Origin of the sequence: Snodgrassella sp. M0110 (genome assembly GCF_016101465.1) — a bacterium.
Lineage (GTDB): Bacteria > Pseudomonadota > Gammaproteobacteria > Burkholderiales > Neisseriaceae > Snodgrassella > Snodgrassella alvi.
This window is the reverse complement of sequence record NZ_JACFQM010000001.1, coordinates 106,542-121,559: the sequence shown is the minus strand read 5'-3', so window position 1 is coordinate 121,559 and position 15,018 is coordinate 106,542. Positions and strand designations below refer to the sequence as shown.

Sequence of the window (15,018 nt, the reverse complement as noted above, 5' to 3'; positions counted from 1 at the left end):
TGTTATGCTAAAAGTTAAAGTGTTCCATGTCAGAATGAGTAAATTGAGTTATGATACAGATAAAGAAGCTTTTTTGTTGTATTTGAGCGACAGTTAAAATTATTCCAAACTTAAAGGGGCTGAAACAATATGAAGCTGCAACAGTTGCGCTATGCGGTTGAAGTTTATCGCCAGAATTTAAATGTCTCAGAAGCAGCTGAAGTACTGTTTACTTCTCAGCCGGGTATTTCCAAGCAAATACGCATGCTGGAGGAAGAACTGGGCGTACCGTTATTTATTCGCCATGGCAAACGCATGGTTGCGGTGACAGCTCCGGGAAAAGTTGTTCTGGAAACTGCCGAGCGGATTTTACGTGAAGTACAGAATATTAAACGTATCGGTACAGAATTTGCTGACCAGAATATTGGATCCCTGACCATTGCCACAACACATACACTGGCCCGGTATGCTCTGCCAAAAGTTATCTCAGCGTTTGTTGAATGTTATCCGCAGGTACAGCTGAGCATCCATACCGCCAGCCCTAAAGCCATTAGTCACATGGTACTGGACGGAGAGGTAGATTTTGCCATTGGTATGGAAATGGAAAGTGAGCATCCTGAATTACGCAAATTGGGCTGTAAAGCCTGGAATCGCAGTATCGTAGTTCCAGATAATCATCCTCTGCTTGATTTAAAGCGGCCATTACGGCTCGAAGACATAACAGCTTATCCGCTCATCACTTATGATATTGCTTTCAGTGAGCAATCTAAAATCGCCCGTGCTTTTACTCAGGAAAGCTGTCAATTACCCAGAGTAACTCTGGCTTCAGCTGATACCGATGTCATTAAAACTTATGTTGCTCAGGGACTGGGTATCGGATTGCTAGCCACCATGGCTTTTGACAGTAAACAAGATGAAGGTTTACAACTGATTAGTGCAGAACATCTGTTTGAACCTTCTTTTACCCAGATAATACTCAGACAGGATGTTTATCTGCGTGGTTTTGGCTATGAGTTTCTGGCCTTATTCGCTCCTGGGTTAACACGGTCGCGGATTGAATCTGCCCTGTATTCTTCTTACGAAGAAGATTTTTCAATTTAATAGTTTTTATCCCCGATACAAAACAAAGCCATTTTTATCAGATGATAAAAATGGCTTTGTAAATACTTTAACTGATATCAGGGCATCAGCATTCCGCCGTTCACATGCAGCGTCTGTCCGGTAATGTAACGTGCTTCTTCACTGGCCAGAAACAAAACTGCGGCGGCCACATCTTCTACAGTTCCAAAATGATTCAATGCAGTTTGCCCGGCAAAAAAATCACGCTGCTCTTGCGGTAAAACTTTTGTCATATCTGTTTCGATAAAACCAGGAGCTACACAATTTACGGTAATCCCGCGCGAGCCTACTTCACGCGCCATTGATTTACTGAATCCGACTAATCCGGCCTTGGCTGCAGCATAATTAGTCTGGCCTGCATTACCGATAAAACCGACTACAGAAGTTATATTGATAATCCGGCCCCAGCGTGCTTTCATCATACTGCGGGTGACTGCCTTGCTGGCACGGAAGGCAGATTTCAGATTAATTTGCATGATTTCATCCCATTCTGATTCTTTCATGCGCATCAGCAAATTATCACGGGTAATACCGGCATTATTAACCAGTATGGCAATATTACCGATATTACTTTCAATGTCGGCAATCAGATTTTCAATACTGTTTTCTTCAGCGATACGTAATTCCCGACCTTCTCCGCCAAAATCAGCCAGTGCTTCATTGATACTAGTCACACCGGCAGCAGAAGTGGCTGTACCGATTACTTTAGCACCTTTTTCTGCCAGAAAACGGGCAATAGCGGCGCCAATTCCACGGGTAGCACCAGTTACCAGCGCAATTTTACCTGTTAAATCCTGATTCATAACTTATTCCTTTAGCTCTCAGCATATGCAGCAATAAAATTTTCTATGCTTTGCACACTGGTTAATGCAACGCAACTGGCGCTCTTATCAATTCTTTTAGCCAGTCCGGCCAGCACTTTACCCGGACCGCATTCAGCAAATTCTGTTATCCCGTCAGATACCAGTTTGCTTACTGTTTCAGTCCAGCGCACAGGTGAATATAACTGCTGTACCAGAGCCTGTTTAATTGTTTCCGGTTCTGAATGCACCGCAACATCAACATTATGCAATACCGGAATTTGTGGTTTTGAAATATTGATCTGTTCCATGGCCGCAGCCAGTTTAGCTGCAGCTGGTTTCATCAAACAGCAGTGTGAAGGCACGGATACAGGTAACGGCAGTGCACGCTTGGCACCGGCCGCTTTAGCCAGCTCACAGGCACGATTAATGGCAACAGTAGTTCCGGCAATCACTACCTGACCGGGTGAGTTGTAATTTACGGCTTCGGCCACTGTACCGGATAGTTCGTTTTGTGCCTGTAAACATACCTGACGCACGATATCATCATCCAGTCCCAGTATTGCGGCCATGGCACCCTCTCCGGCCGGTACAGCTTCCTGCATTAATTGAGCACGCAGACGAACCAGTTTCACAGCATCATGAAATGCCAGGCTGCCGGCAGCGACCAGCGCAGTGTATTCTCCTAAACTGTGTCCGGCCAGCATCACAGGTAATTGACCAAGCAATTGCTGATATACACGCCATGTGGCAATACCGGCAGTCAGCATCAGGGGCTGAGTATTAATGGTTTCATTCAGGGCTGTACTGTCTTCCCCGTTCATCAATGTCCATAAATCCTGATTAAGTGCTTCTGATGCCTGTTCAAATGTTTCTTTAACAACTGGCATATCATTAAAGCCGGACATCATATTGAGACTTTGTGACCCCTGTCCGGGAAAGAAAAAAGCAGTACTCATGATCTTCCTTGAATTGAATAAAACTAATGTCCGGACATTTATTGTGCCGGAGACTGATTGGTCTGTAATGGCTGTTCGTGGTGCAGAAACATTTTTGCACCTGCCGGGGCACCTATTGCGTAAGCAAGATTAGCTTCCAGTGACTGGGCAAAAGGCCCCTGATAGATTTTGTTACCCATATGGGTCAGGTTAGAGCGTGCATCAACATAAATCTTACCGCCTAACTGATTCCATAAGCGGCAAAAACTAAAATCTTCAGATAAATAACGCTTCGTCACCGGATCAACAAGACAATCGTAAAAGCGATAGTGATATCCCCTATCAGTAACACCGATAGAATCAGGCTGATATTGCAACTCAGGATAAGCTTCCATCAGCCGGATAAATACTTCCCGCTTGATAACCATAAATCCGGTTGGTGCTTCCGGCAGCTCAATAAAGCCTTCATCATCTACCTGTACATGCACCTCATGATTAGTATCTGCATTACTGATATTGATGGTATAGCGAGTATAAGCGGCATTAAACTGCTGCTGGGTCATATGCTCAGGAATACCTTCGTCCGGCCATGACTCACGCTTGAGCGGATAAACACCTGCAACAATATCGCGATCTGCCAGCAGCAGACGCTGAAAAGCTTCCGGTGAAAAACCGATATCAGTATCAATCCAGCATAAGTGCGTCCATTCCGGATGCGACAGAAATTCTGCAACACAGTTATTCCGTGCACGGGTAATCAGACTTTCACCCTGATGCATAAATACCTGTATTGGAAAACCTGCACTGGTATGCGCAGCAACTAAAGCCAGCAATGACTGTACATAATTACCAAAATACCGCCCGTCATGACTGGGCGACATTACAACCGGATACATATTGGCTAACGCAGATTGAGATAGCATAATCCGATCCTGATAGGAACAATATTAATATTTTAAGGTAACCGCACCCCAGGCAAAACCACCTCCGATACCTTCAAGCAACAAGGTCTGACCGCGCCTGATCCGACCGGATTTAATTCCCTCATCCAGTGCCAGCGGAATAGAGGCAGCAGAAGTATTGCCCTGCTCAGCAAGGGTAACAATAACTTTATCCATTGATACACCAAGATGGCGTGCAGTAGATTCGATAATGCGCAGATTGGCCTGATGCGGAATAATCCAGTCTATATCAGACGGCTGTAAACCGGATTGATCAATGACTTCTTTTGCAATATTGGCCAGCGCTTTTACTGCAAACTTATAGACAGCCTGCCCGTCCATATACAGATAGGGTGAACCTTCAATTTTTCCTGCTGCAATTTTTCCCGGTGTTTGCAGAATATGACTGTAATTACCATCAGCCTGTAATTTGGTATGGATGATACCGCCTTCCTGTTCGGAAGCACCCAGAATAACTGCACCGGCACCGTCACCAAACAACACACAGGTACGCCGGTCACTCCAGTCAAGCAGACGACTGAATGTTTCCGCACCGATAACCAGTGCCTTACTGGCCATACCGCTTTTAATATAAGCATTGGCAGTAGCCATGGCATACATGAATCCAGCACAGACTGCCTGAACATCAAATGCCGGACAGCCAGAAATGCCCAGTTTATTCTGCACAATGCAGGCAGTAGCAGGAAATGTCATATCCGCAGTTGAGGTAGCCACAATAATGAGATCAATTTCATTGGCATCAATGCCTGCGTCGGCCAGCGCAATCTGTGCTGCAGAAACAGCCATATCACTGGTCTGTTCATTTTCTGCGGCAATATGACGTGCTTTGATACCGGTACGCGTTGCAATCCACTCATCCGAGGTATCAACAAATTTGCTCAGGTCATCATTAGTCAGGCGGCGTGCAGGCAGGTAACTGCCTGTACCCAGAATATGGGCATTCAGCATGGCATAATCTTTAATTTACGGCAAAGAGCATATTTTAAAACAAAGTCGTTTGACTTGTCTGCCTTTGCAACAAGGTGATTTATTCTTCCAGTGCAGCCAGCTGACGTACAACACCGGCCTGGATTTTAGTGATTGAATCTGCCTTAATGGCTTTATAAGCTTCCTGCAGGGCAAAACAGAAACCTGTAGCATCCGTACCGCCATGGCTTTTAATTACGACACCACGTAATCCCAGAAAAATGGCACCATTAAAACGCCTCGGATCAAGACGCCGCTTAAATCCCTTTAATGTTGGTAATGCAATTAATGCGGCCAGTTTATTAAACCAGCTGCGGGTAAACTCTTCTTTAACAACTGAACCAGCAAATTTTACCGCTCCTTCGATACTTTTGAGCATTGCATTACCGGTAAAACCATCAACTACCAGCACATCAACTTCAGCTGTAAAAATAGAATTACCTTCAACATTGCCGACAAAATTCAGATCACTGCGTTGTAAAAGCTGATGAGTTTCTTTAGCAGCCGCATTACCCTTGATGTCTTCGGTACCGACATTAAGTAAACCTACTCTTGGCTGCGTATTTTCAGGAAACAGTGCCGCCACCTGCTGGCTACCAACAATAGCAAACTGCAAAAGCTGGGTGCTGCTGCAATCGACGTTGGCACCCAGATCCAGTACCAGTGTCATATGATTATTGCGTCCGGGCAGGAATTTAGCAATTGCCGGACGATCAACACCATCAATGGTTTTCAATACAAAGCGGGCAGTTGCCATCAGTGCTCCGGTATTGCCGGCCGATACAGCTGCCTGTGCCAGACCTTCTTTAATCTGGTTGATGGCCACACGCATCGAAGAATCTTTTTTATTCTTGAGCGCAGAAGTCGGTTCTTCATCCATGCCTACCACTTCACTGGCCGGACAAATGGTAATCCGCTCCATGGAAGCATTAGCTTTTTTTAATACATTTCTGATTTTGGTTTCATCACCAACCAGAATCAGTGCAGCGTCAGTTTGCTGCTGTAAAAATGTCAGCGCTCCCGGAATGGTTATATCCAGACCGAAATCGCCGCCCATGGCATCTACAGCAATAGTTTTCAGGGTCATAGATCATGCCTCTGATGTAGCTTGGGCTGCAACATGCTCATAGTGCTCATCAATATCAAGCGCATCCCAAGGATAGTTAATCCACCAGTCATCAACCTGTATTGCACTATAAAAAGGTAAATCTGCCGGCAATACCCCTTTTTTGGGTTTGCGCTTTTCATGCAGTACTGCTACCCCGAGATGCTGGAATCCTTCATGCTGTAATTCGCGAATACAGTATTCGAGCGTAGCCCGGCTGTCATCCACTTCATCAACAATCAGTAGTTTTTTGTTTTTTAATTTTTCGTCAAAACCATTGGTCCACTGTATTTTCTGCGGCTGGTCAGTCGGGCAGTCGTTAACATCATAATAAGACAAAGTAACGGTATATACAGGAATATTCAAAAAGCTACGCAATATACGTGCCGGAATAAATCCACCACCACCGATAGCGATCATTGCATCAAATGAATGCTCTGATTTCTGAATTTTTTCTGCCAGCTGTTTAATGGCACGATGTATGTCTTCGTAGTTATACCAGATTTTTTTCATGGGAAACCCGAGTCAGTGTAAAGCAGGCCATTGAGGCTGCCGGGAAAGTGGAAGCAGTTTATTTTAGCAGGATAATGACTCTGCTAATATTGGATACAAAAAAGCCAGTGATTGCAGATGCAATGTCTGGCTTTCATACGTATTGAATAATCAAAGGTGTGAATTATTCACCTTTGGCTTTGACTACTTTACGTCCGCGGTACATACCGTTTGGAGAGATGTGGTGACGCAGGTGTACTTCACCGGTAGTGGTATCAGTAGAAACCTGTACAGCGGTCAGACCATCATGTGAACGGTGCATACCACGTTTTGAAGGGGATTTTTTGTTTTGTTGTACTGCCATGTTAAAGCTCCTGGGTAATGTAAGTTAATTCGTTAGTGGCCGCTTTTCAGTCCTGCCAGTCTGGCAAAAGGATTACCTGAGTCTTGATTGGTTTGGGTTGCCAGAGTGTGATCACAGTCTTCATGTCGCGGTGCAACCGGAATAGCCATTAAAATCTGCTCTTCCAGCAGTGCAGTAAGGTTATATTCTGCACTCCATACCGCGCCTTCAAGCGTTTCATCAGCGGCCATGGCCTCGTCCAGCAACTGTTCGCTGGTAAACAGCACTACACGCGATTGGTCATTCAGCGCCCAGGAAACGGCCTGTAAACAGCGCTGACACACCATCTCCAGCTGACCTTCCACACTGATATCGAGAAAAGGACGCTGCCAGCGGTCAATACCACCACTAACCTGATACCGGATAATGCCTTCGCGTTGCGCTAAAAGCTCATGCGACCAAACCCGCCGGTCAAGTGCCTGAAGCTGCAATTGACCGCTGCGTTGCTGCCGTTCACATGTGAACGTGGCCGTGTCAATCAAAATAGGGTCTAACATAAACGGCGGATGATATAATTTAAACTTTATAATGTCAATGAGTTCGCACTTATGCCGAGAGAGAGAAAGTTGATTCTGGCTTCCAGCTCCCGTTTTCGCCAGCAACAGCTTCAGCAGTTAAATATCCCTTTTGAAGCGGTTAAACCTGATTTTGAGGAAACACCGCTTCCTGCAGAAACCGCACCACAAACAGCATTGCGTCTGGCCAGCGGCAAAGCATACTCCCTAACCGGTCTTTATCCGAATGCTCTGATTATTGGTTGTGATCAGGTTGCGTTATGTCGCGAGCAGCAACTGGGCAAACCATTAACCGTAACAAAAGCACAACAGATGTTACACTATCTGAGTGGTCAGCAAGTGATATTTTACAGTGCACTTACGGTACTGAACGCTGCTGAAAACTGCATGCATCAGCATGTTGATGAAACACGCGTCATAATGCGTTCGCTGACTGATGCGCAGATTAAGCATTATCTGAGTCGTGAACCGGATGCTGTACATTGTGCCGGTGCGGCAAAAAGTGAAGGATTGGGCGCTTTACTAATTAAACGCATCGAAAGCACCGATCCAAATGCACTGATTGGTTTACCAGTTTTTCGTCTGGTGGATTTTCTGCTGGCAGAAGGAATGAATATTTTATGAGCAGTCCTGTACTCTATCTGATCCCGACACCGCTGGGAAATGCGGATACACCGTGTCTGCTTGCGCATGAACAAAAATGCATTGTTAACCTGACCGACTTTGTTGTTGAAGCAGAAAAAACAGCACGGGCTCATTTAAAAGCCTTCGGTGTGCAAACACCGATTCGTGAGCTGAATCTGTGCACTTTAAATGAACACACTCCTGAGCGAGATATTGCTAAGTTATTACAACCTTTGCAGGCCGGTCGCAATATGGGATTACTCAGCGAAGCCGGCTGTCCGGCTGTTGCAGACCCGGGAGCCCAGCTGGTGGCACTGGCACATCAGGCCGGGTTCACTGTAATGCCGCTCGTGGGACCGTCCAGTATCATGCTGGCTCTGATGGCTTCTGGCGCCAACGGACAGTGTTTTGCTTTCAAAGGTTATCTGCCTGCTGAAAAAAACGCACGTATTGAATGTTTGCATACTCTGGAAAAGCGCTCACGACAGGAAAATGAAACCCAGCTTTTTATTGAAACACCTTACCGTAATGATGCTTTACTGGCTGATGCCATAGCAATTTTACATTCTGAAACCCGTTTGTGTATTGCCGCAGATTTAACTATGCCGACCCAGACTATTATCAGCCAAAATATTGCAGCATGGCGAAAAATGCCGGCATTGCCACAGCTGAAAAAAAGACCATGTCTGTTTGTGGTTTATGCCGGATAATTGTAGCTGATATTTTTTGAAATTAATTTGCGCTTCACTCTTGTCAATGTCCTCGCCGCTGCCTATAATGCACAACTTCTTTCGGAGTGTAGCGCAGCCCGGTAGCGCACCTCGTTCGGGACGAGGGGGTCGAAGGTTCGAATCCTTTCACTCCGACCATATTTTAAAAACCGTCTGCTTATTTCAAGCAGACGGTTTTTTTATAACTAAAATAAATTTATTTTGAATGAAATTATTTTAAATTAAATAATATAAATTATTTTTTACTTCTAAAAACACGATAGAAAATTATCGTCAATTCCTAATACAACCATCTATTTTTCTATAAAAAATTTTCTTATCATACATCCTTTTGTCTCATGGTTCTTATTTAGTAATTAATAATGCTTTTCTGTTAAGTTATGTAGGCTTTATAATCAGCCAATTATGTTACATCCTACTACATAATAACGTTAAAAAACTGTAGCCTTTAAACACAACCCATTGAAAGGTAAACATGTTACCACTCGAAATTGAGGAAATGAATCCACCACCGAAAAAACAGCGCTGGTATCAGATCCTATATGTACAGGTAATTATTGCCATTATTATTGGTATCTTACTTGGCAACTTTTTCCCTACTGTTGGCGAAAGCATGAAACCTTTAGGTGATGCATTCATCAAATTAGTGAAAATGATCATCTCCCCAGTTATTTTTCTTACCGTGGTAACCGGCATCGCCGAGATGACCAATATGAAAACCATGGGGCGGGTCGCCGGCAAGGCTATGGTTTACTTTCTTACTTTCTCTACTCTGGCTCTGGCTATCGGGCTGGTTGTGGCCAATATTGCCCAGCCGGGACATGGTCTGAATATTGACCCGAGCTCACTGCAAAGTGCCAAGGTACACGAATATGTGCAGAAGTCCCATGAATCCAGCCTGACCGGCTTTCTGATGGATATTATTCCGACTACTGCCATGAGCCCGCTAACTAATGGCAATATTCTGCAAACTCTGTTTATTGCTATTCTGTTCGGTATTTCACTGGCACTGATTGGAGAAAAAGCCCGCCCGCTGATTAATATTTTTCAGGATTTATCGGCGCCTGTTTTCAAAATGGTATCTATTCTGATGCGTGCAGCCCCGATAGGTGCATTTGGCGCCATGGCTTTTACCATAGGTAAATACGGTATTAGTTCTATTGGTAATCTGCTCTATCTGATTCTGACTTTTTATATTTCTTCCGTTCTGTTTATTCTGATTGTTCTGGGTGCTGTAGCCCGTTATAACGGTTTTTCGATTATCAAGCTGGTCAAATACATTAAGGAAGAACTGTTACTGGTACTGGGTACTAGTTCATCTGAAGCCGCCCTGCCCACACTGATGCAGAAAATGGAAAAAGCCGGCTGCAAGAAATCAATTGTCGGATTGGTAGTACCCACCGGTTATTCGTTTAATCTGGACGGTACCAATATTTACATGACCATGGCGGCATTATTTATTGCACAAGCATGTAATATTGATCTGACACTGGAACAGCAAATACTGCTGTTACTGGTTGCTATGTTAAGTTCAAAAGGCGCCGCAGGTGTAACAGGAGCAGGATTTATCACTCTGGCTGCAACCTTATCGGTAGTACCTTCTGTACCGGTGGAAGGAATGGCACTGATTCTGGGTATTGACCGATTCATGTCTGAGTGTCGTGCTCTGACTAATCTGGTAGGTAATGCCTGTGCCACTATTGTGGTTGCGCGCTGGGAAAAAAGCCTTGATGAAGAGCGTTTACATGAAGTACTGAAATAAGCACTTCATACAGCTTAAAATTCTGCTTACAGAAATTTGATTTTCTTATACCAGGTGATGAGATTAACCATCTCATCACTTTTTTGATTCATAAATAAAAAACCAGACCAGCAATATTAGCTAGTCTGGTTTTTCAGCAAGATAATCAGCCGACTTTCATACCCGGTTCAGCCCCACTATCCACATCCAGTAAAAATAGTTTGCCATTACCGGCAGCTGAAGTAATCATTCCTTCAGACATGCCAAATTTTGCCATTTTACGCGGCGCAAAATTGGCTACCACAATGACCATTCTTCCGGCCAGTTTTTCCGGTTCAGGATAGCTGGCGGCAATACCAGAGAATATTGTGCGCTGCTCAAAACCAAGATCAAGCTGAAATTTGAGCAGTTTGCTACTGCCTTCGACTTTTTCGCACGTCAACACTTTGGCAACACGCATATCGATTTTCATAAAGTCATCAAATGAAGCCGTATCTGCCACAGGCTCATACTTTGTTTCAGCAGCAGCCTCAACTGCCTGAATATTCTGCTGATTCGCTGCAATCAAATCATCAATCTGTTTCTGTTCCACTCGGTGCATCAGATGCTGATATGCATTGATATGATGACCGGCAGGTAATAAGGTCGTACTATCAGCCCAGCTTAATGGCACCACATTCAGAAAAGCGGCTGCTTCTGCAGCAAGCTTCGGCAATACTGGTGACATATATACGGTCAGAATACGGAAAGCATTAATCAGTTCACTGCATACTTGCTGTAAACGTGCCTCCTGTCCTTCCTGTCGCGCTAGCTCCCATGGTTTGTTGGCATCGACATACTCATTGACCACATCAGCTAATGCCATGATTTCACGTAAGGCGCGCGCATACTCACGTGCTTCAAAGCTGGCAGCAATATTTTCACTTTGCGCCTGTAGCTGTGGTAACAGCTCGCTGTTGCTAACATCAGCCAGTGTTCCCTGAAAGCGTTTGCTGATGAATCCGGCAGCACGTGCGGCGATATTTATGTATTTACCAACCAAATCACTATTAACCCGGGCGATAAAATCATTCAGATTTAAATCCAGATCTTCAATTCTGCTATTGAGTTTGGCTGCAAAATAATAACGCAGCCATTCGGGATTCAGTCGCTGCTCAAGATAGGAACGGGCTGTGATAAAAGTACCGCGTGATTTGGACATTTTCTGTCCGTCTACCGTGAGAAAACCGTGTGCAAATATGCCTGTTGGTGCCCGCAGATTGGCGTATTGCAAAGTAGCCGGCCAGAATAATGCATGAAAATATAAAATATCCTTACCGATGAAATGATACATTTCGGTATCAGTATCAGCACAGAACCACTGATCAAAATCAATGCCCAGACGTTCACACAGGTTTTTAAATGATGCCATGTAGCCGATAGGTGCATCCAGCCACACATAAAAATATTTACCGGGAGCATCCGGAATTTCAAAGCCGAAATAAGGCGCATCACGACTGATATCCCAGTCACTCAGGCTATCATTCTGCAACCATTCATTCATTTTATTCAGGGCTTCTGCCTGTAAATGCGGCTGCTCACGACCATTTTTCAGCCGGGTACTGCCGGCAGTCCACTGTTTCAGGTAATCCGCACATTCTCCGAGTTTAAAGAAGAAATGCTCGGATTCTTTCAGTACAGGAGTAGCGCCGGAAATAGCAGAATATGGCTTAATCAGTTCGGTAGGACTATAAGTAGTGCCGCAAACTTCACAATTATCACCATACTGATCCTGTGCATGACATTTCGGGCATTCACCTTTAACAAAACGATCAGGCAGAAACAGATTTTTTTCCGGATCAAATAATTGCTCAATAGTACGGCTTTCAATTTTTCCATTGGCTTTTAACGCCAGATAAATGCTGCGTGATAAAGCTTCATTTTCAGGTGAGTGCGTACTGTAATAATTATCATAGCCGATACCAAAGCCGGTAAAATCGGCCAAATGATTCTGACGTACCTGAGTAATCATTTCTTCCGGTGTTATTCCCTGTTTCTGTGCCGCCAGCATGACCGGCGTACCATGCGTATCGTCTGCACAGACATAATAGCATTCATGTCCGCGTGCTTTCTGGAAACGCACCCAGATATCAGTCTGAATATGTTCAACCATATGTCCCAGATGAATATTACCGTTTGCATAGGGCAAGGCTGAAGTAACCAGTATTTTGCGTTGTTTTGTCATGATTGATGTATCGTTAGAATCTAGTAAAAATCGTTGAAATTATACCAGAGCCGTTTCTCTGCTACAGTAACGGCTCATAAACCACTCACGTGCCGGAATATTAGTCAGTTTTCTGCTGCAAGCGGGAAATTCGGGCGGCCAGTCGGGCTGTATCATCACGTAATGTCCCGACCTGAGCAGAAAAACGTTGTAATTGCTTCTGCCAGACCACAATCGCATCACTTTCCTGTGCATAATCTGCGACCTGTGCTGCAATATTCTGACCAATAGCGCAGCCTTGCTGATAGAGACTCTCCAGTTCCAGCGCCACCTTTCCGCCCACAGCATCACCAAGCAGTCTGGCCAGATCATCACGCCAGTCATACTGCAATGCCTGTATAAGCGGCAAAATCGCCATACCCAGGGTACGGTCACCAGTAATTTGTACGTCACCCACTCCCGGCTGTACACCACTGAGCATTTTAGTCAGAGCTGTCGGAGCGATAATAATAGTGGTTTCAGCTTCGGCAGAATCTTCCTGCCAGAATCCTTGATCATCAATGCGCCCTTTAAGAGTCAGTATAGGCAACACCAGCGCTACAACCCGTTGCCGGTATTGCTGCCAGCGCACTTTAAGTTCCACATTCTGCTGGATAAGGTGATTAAGAACAGCTAAGGTCAGCATAAAGTTTCTCTGGTTTGCTGCGCCCATTGCGGAGTAACCCATTTAACTGCATCACGCGGCTGCCAGAGGCGCATTTGTTCCAGCAGCTCCGCTGGTTTGGCGGACTGACAAAGTAAATCCATGTTTTCCGGCGGCATAAAACCGGCAGTGACTGTATTTTGAAGCATTTGAATTAAGGGATCAAAGAAACCGGCTACATTCAGAATTCCTATCGGATGAGGATGCAGTTTCAGCTGAGCTTGTGAGAGAACTTCAAACAGTTCTTCATAAGTTCCCAGTCCGCCGGGCATGGCAATAAAGCCGTTAGCCAGTTCAATCATTTTATTTTTGCGCTCGGTCATATTGGTGGTTTCATACAATTCGGTTAACCCCGGATGCGCACCTTCCAGATTTTTCAGAAAACTCGGAATAACACCAATAACTTCACCACCATGTTCCAGTACAGCAGTAGCAATCGTACCCATCAGACCAATATTGCCACCACCATAAACCAGACGGTATCCCTGCTGAGCCATTTCCTGTCCCAGCTGCTGAGCCGCGTCAAAATAAGCTTTGTTCTGCCCCAGATTAGAACCACAATATACAACAATATTTTTCATATTTGTTTTATCTCCATGCCAGCAATCAATGGTATCTGCTTCAGATAAATATTAACTTTGCATTTAAATCACAGCCTGTGGATAAGAACCAATTATTTTCAGAAAAGCTGAACGCTGTTGCAAGACAGCCAATGCAGCTGCCACATCCTCATTCTGCTGATGACCTTCAATATCAATAAAAAATACATATTCCCACAAACCACCGCGGCTGGGGCGACTTTCTAGTTTTGTCATAGATACCTGATGATCTGCAAAAGGCTGAAGTAAATCATGCATGGCACCGGCTTTATTGGGCGCAGCCACAACCAGTGATGTTTTATCTTTACCGCTGCTGGTCGTGATATTCCGTCCTAATACCAGAAAACGGGTAGTATTATTTGGTTCATCTTCGATATTCTGAGCCAGTGTCTGTAGCTGATAGTAATCGGCAGCCATCAGTGAGGCAATGGCTGCAGCACTACTGTCTGCGGCAGCCAGTCGTGCTGCTTCTGCATTACTGGCAACAGCTATCCGGGCTACCTGCTCCGGTAGGTTTTTATCCAGCCAGTTCCGGCACTGAGACAGTGCCTGAGCATGTGCATAAACCTTAGTGATATCCTGTTGCGATGCTACAGCACGCAGTAGCTGATGATGAATGCGCAGATTGACTTCACCACAAGCTTTCAAAGGCGTGGTTAATAACAGGTCGAGACTGCGCCCCACCGACCCCTCAGTAGAGTTTTCGACAGGTGTAACCACATAATCGGCCTGCTGCGCTTCGACCAGACGGAAACATTCATCAATTGAAGTACACGGATGTGTCTGTGCAGCCTGACCGAAATGTTTAATAGCAGCCTGTTCGGTAAATGTACCCTTAGGTCCGAGATAAGCGACAGTTAACGGTCGTTCCAGTGCCAGACATTCACTCATAATCGCCCGCTGTAAACGTGCAACTGCCTGACCGGACAACGGCCCCGGATTTTGTTCCTGAATCCGGCGTAAAACAACTGCTTCACGTTCAGGACGGTACACTATGCCCTCTCCCTTTAATGTACCAATGGCCTGAGCATGAGTAGCTCGCTGGTTTAACAAACGCAGAATTTCACTGTCAATCCGGTCTATAGCATCGCGGTGTGGTTTGAGTTTATCGTTATCAGACATAATTAGTAGTGTTATT

16 protein-coding genes and 1 tRNA gene are annotated in these 15,018 nt (G+C 45.0%); 5 read left to right on the top strand and 12 right to left on the bottom strand.

Features of this window, described 5'->3' with window-relative positions; genetic code table 11:
- The first annotated feature begins 129 nt into the window (after positions 1-129).
- The gene (locus H3T84_RS00520; protein ID WP_037474826.1) at positions 130-1,080 is read left to right on the top strand and encodes a CysB family HTH-type transcriptional regulator; all 951 of its coding nucleotides are present in this window, start codon (positions 130-132) and stop codon (positions 1,078-1,080) included.
- Positions 1,081-1,157: 77 nt separating this feature from the next.
- Here the strand turns inward: H3T84_RS00520 and fabG are convergent, their stop codons facing one another.
- The 8 genes from fabG to H3T84_RS00480 all read right to left on the bottom strand — a co-directional run bounded on the left by fabG (position 1,158) and on the right by H3T84_RS00480 (position 7,261).
- Complete coding sequence (gene fabG / locus H3T84_RS00515) at positions 1,158-1,901, bottom strand: 3-oxoacyl-ACP reductase FabG (RefSeq protein WP_198217101.1); 744 nt, start codon at positions 1,899-1,901, stop codon at positions 1,158-1,160.
- An 11-nt stretch (positions 1,902-1,912) separates the two neighbouring features.
- Entirely contained in the window at positions 1,913-2,857 is a 945-nt protein-coding gene (fabD, locus tag H3T84_RS00510; protein ID WP_174833932.1) for an ACP S-malonyltransferase, read from the bottom strand.
- A gap of 38 nt (positions 2,858-2,895) precedes the next feature.
- Positions 2,896-3,759, bottom strand: a complete 864-nt coding sequence (locus tag H3T84_RS00505; RefSeq protein ID WP_198217099.1) for a hypothetical protein — start codon at positions 3,757-3,759, stop codon at positions 2,896-2,898.
- Positions 3,760-3,783: 24 nt separating this feature from the next.
- Positions 3,784-4,746 carry a beta-ketoacyl-ACP synthase III gene (locus tag H3T84_RS00500; protein WP_025331341.1) on the bottom strand — a complete coding sequence of 321 codons (963 nt, stop codon included), beginning with the start codon at positions 4,744-4,746 and terminating at the stop codon, positions 3,784-3,786.
- A 79-nt stretch (positions 4,747-4,825) separates the two neighbouring features.
- Positions 4,826-5,845 carry a phosphate acyltransferase PlsX gene (plsX, locus tag H3T84_RS00495; protein WP_038649732.1) on the bottom strand — a complete coding sequence of 340 codons (1,020 nt, stop codon included), beginning with the start codon at positions 5,843-5,845 and terminating at the stop codon, positions 4,826-4,828.
- A 9-nt stretch (positions 5,846-5,854) separates the two neighbouring features.
- Entirely contained in the window at positions 5,855-6,382 is a 528-nt protein-coding gene (locus H3T84_RS00490; RefSeq protein WP_025331342.1) for a phosphoribosyltransferase, read from the bottom strand.
- A gap of 163 nt (positions 6,383-6,545) precedes the next feature.
- The gene (rpmF, locus tag H3T84_RS00485) at positions 6,546-6,725 is read right to left on the bottom strand and encodes a 50S ribosomal protein L32 (protein WP_025331343.1); all 180 of its coding nucleotides are present in this window, start codon (positions 6,723-6,725) and stop codon (positions 6,546-6,548) included.
- Positions 6,726-6,757: 32 nt separating this feature from the next.
- Positions 6,758-7,261 (bottom strand): DUF177 domain-containing protein, encoded by a 504-nt coding sequence (locus H3T84_RS00480; RefSeq protein WP_037474757.1) that lies wholly within the window; start codon positions 7,259-7,261, stop codon positions 6,758-6,760.
- A gap of 51 nt (positions 7,262-7,312) precedes the next feature.
- On the opposite strand from H3T84_RS00480, the gene H3T84_RS00475 reads away from it, so the two are divergent.
- From H3T84_RS00475 to H3T84_RS00460, 4 genes are all read left to right on the top strand, one after another.
- A complete protein-coding gene (locus H3T84_RS00475) occupies positions 7,313-7,903 on the top strand; it encodes a nucleoside triphosphate pyrophosphatase (RefSeq protein WP_037474754.1) in 591 nt (196 codons plus the stop codon).
- Positions 7,900-8,613 carry an SAM-dependent methyltransferase gene (locus H3T84_RS00470; protein WP_198217097.1) on the top strand — a complete coding sequence of 238 codons (714 nt, stop codon included), beginning with the start codon at positions 7,900-7,902 and terminating at the stop codon, positions 8,611-8,613. The genes H3T84_RS00475 and H3T84_RS00470 overlap by 4 nt, the downstream gene beginning before the upstream one ends.
- 82 nt (positions 8,614-8,695) lie before the next feature.
- Positions 8,696-8,772, top strand: a tRNA-Pro gene (locus H3T84_RS00465).
- A 337-nt stretch (positions 8,773-9,109) separates the two neighbouring features.
- Positions 9,110-10,396 (top strand): dicarboxylate/amino acid:cation symporter, encoded by a 1,287-nt coding sequence (locus H3T84_RS00460; protein WP_078475366.1) that lies wholly within the window; start codon positions 9,110-9,112, stop codon positions 10,394-10,396.
- 145 nt (positions 10,397-10,541) lie between these two features.
- Here H3T84_RS00460 and metG read toward each other — a convergent pair whose 3' ends face one another.
- The 4 genes from metG to pheA form a co-directional block, all read right to left on the bottom strand.
- Positions 10,542-12,599 carry a methionine--tRNA ligase gene (gene metG, locus H3T84_RS00455; protein ID WP_198217095.1) on the bottom strand — a complete coding sequence of 686 codons (2,058 nt, stop codon included), beginning with the start codon at positions 12,597-12,599 and terminating at the stop codon, positions 10,542-10,544.
- A 100-nt stretch (positions 12,600-12,699) separates the two neighbouring features.
- Complete coding sequence (locus H3T84_RS00450; protein WP_198217087.1) at positions 12,700-13,263, bottom strand: SCP2 domain-containing protein; 564 nt, start codon at positions 13,261-13,263, stop codon at positions 12,700-12,702.
- The gene (locus H3T84_RS00445; RefSeq protein ID WP_025331350.1) at positions 13,257-13,862 is read right to left on the bottom strand and encodes a TIGR00730 family Rossman fold protein; all 606 of its coding nucleotides are present in this window, start codon (positions 13,860-13,862) and stop codon (positions 13,257-13,259) included. Before H3T84_RS00445 ends, H3T84_RS00450 begins: the two co-directional genes overlap by 7 nt.
- 63 nt (positions 13,863-13,925) lie before the next feature.
- Positions 13,926-15,002, bottom strand: a complete 1,077-nt coding sequence (gene pheA / locus H3T84_RS00440; protein ID WP_198217084.1) for a prephenate dehydratase — start codon at positions 15,000-15,002, stop codon at positions 13,926-13,928.
- Between the last annotated feature and the right edge of the window lie 16 nt (positions 15,003-15,018).

What these genes read in the sequence shown, in the direction of transcription:
- H3T84_RS00520 (WP_037474826.1), top strand. Translation starts at nt 130, where the DNA reads ATGAAGCTGCAACAGTTGCGCTATGCGGTTGAAGTTTATCGCCAGAAT.
- fabG (WP_198217101.1), bottom strand. Translation starts at nt 1,901, where the DNA reads ATGAATCAGGATTTAACAGGTAAAATTGCGCTGGTAACTGGTGCTACC.
- fabD (WP_174833932.1), bottom strand. Translation starts at nt 2,857, where the DNA reads ATGAGTACTGCTTTTTTCTTTCCCGGACAGGGGTCACAAAGTCTCAAT.
- H3T84_RS00505 (WP_198217099.1), bottom strand. Translation starts at nt 3,759, where the DNA reads ATGCTATCTCAATCTGCGTTAGCCAATATGTATCCGGTTGTAATGTCG.
- H3T84_RS00500 (WP_025331341.1), bottom strand. Translation starts at nt 4,746, where the DNA reads ATGCTGAATGCCCATATTCTGGGTACAGGCAGTTACCTGCCTGCACGC.
- H3T84_RS00490 (WP_025331342.1), bottom strand. Translation starts at nt 6,382, where the DNA reads ATGAAAAAAATCTGGTATAACTACGAAGACATACATCGTGCCATTAAA.
- rpmF (WP_025331343.1), bottom strand. Translation starts at nt 6,725, where the DNA reads ATGGCAGTACAACAAAACAAAAAATCCCCTTCAAAACGTGGTATGCAC.
- H3T84_RS00480 (WP_037474757.1), bottom strand. Translation starts at nt 7,261, where the DNA reads ATGTTAGACCCTATTTTGATTGACACGGCCACGTTCACATGTGAACGG.
- H3T84_RS00475 (WP_037474754.1), top strand. Translation starts at nt 7,313, where the DNA reads ATGCCGAGAGAGAGAAAGTTGATTCTGGCTTCCAGCTCCCGTTTTCGC.
- H3T84_RS00470 (WP_198217097.1), top strand. Translation starts at nt 7,900, where the DNA reads ATGAGCAGTCCTGTACTCTATCTGATCCCGACACCGCTGGGAAATGCG.
- H3T84_RS00460 (WP_078475366.1), top strand. Translation starts at nt 9,110, where the DNA reads ATGTTACCACTCGAAATTGAGGAAATGAATCCACCACCGAAAAAACAG.
- metG (WP_198217095.1), bottom strand. Translation starts at nt 12,599, where the DNA reads ATGACAAAACAACGCAAAATACTGGTTACTTCAGCCTTGCCCTATGCA.
- H3T84_RS00450 (WP_198217087.1), bottom strand. Translation starts at nt 13,263, where the DNA reads ATGCTGACCTTAGCTGTTCTTAATCACCTTATCCAGCAGAATGTGGAA.
- H3T84_RS00445 (WP_025331350.1), bottom strand. Translation starts at nt 13,862, where the DNA reads ATGAAAAATATTGTTGTATATTGTGGTTCTAATCTGGGGCAGAACAAA.
- pheA (WP_198217084.1), bottom strand. Translation starts at nt 15,002, where the DNA reads ATGTCTGATAACGATAAACTCAAACCACACCGCGATGCTATAGACCGG.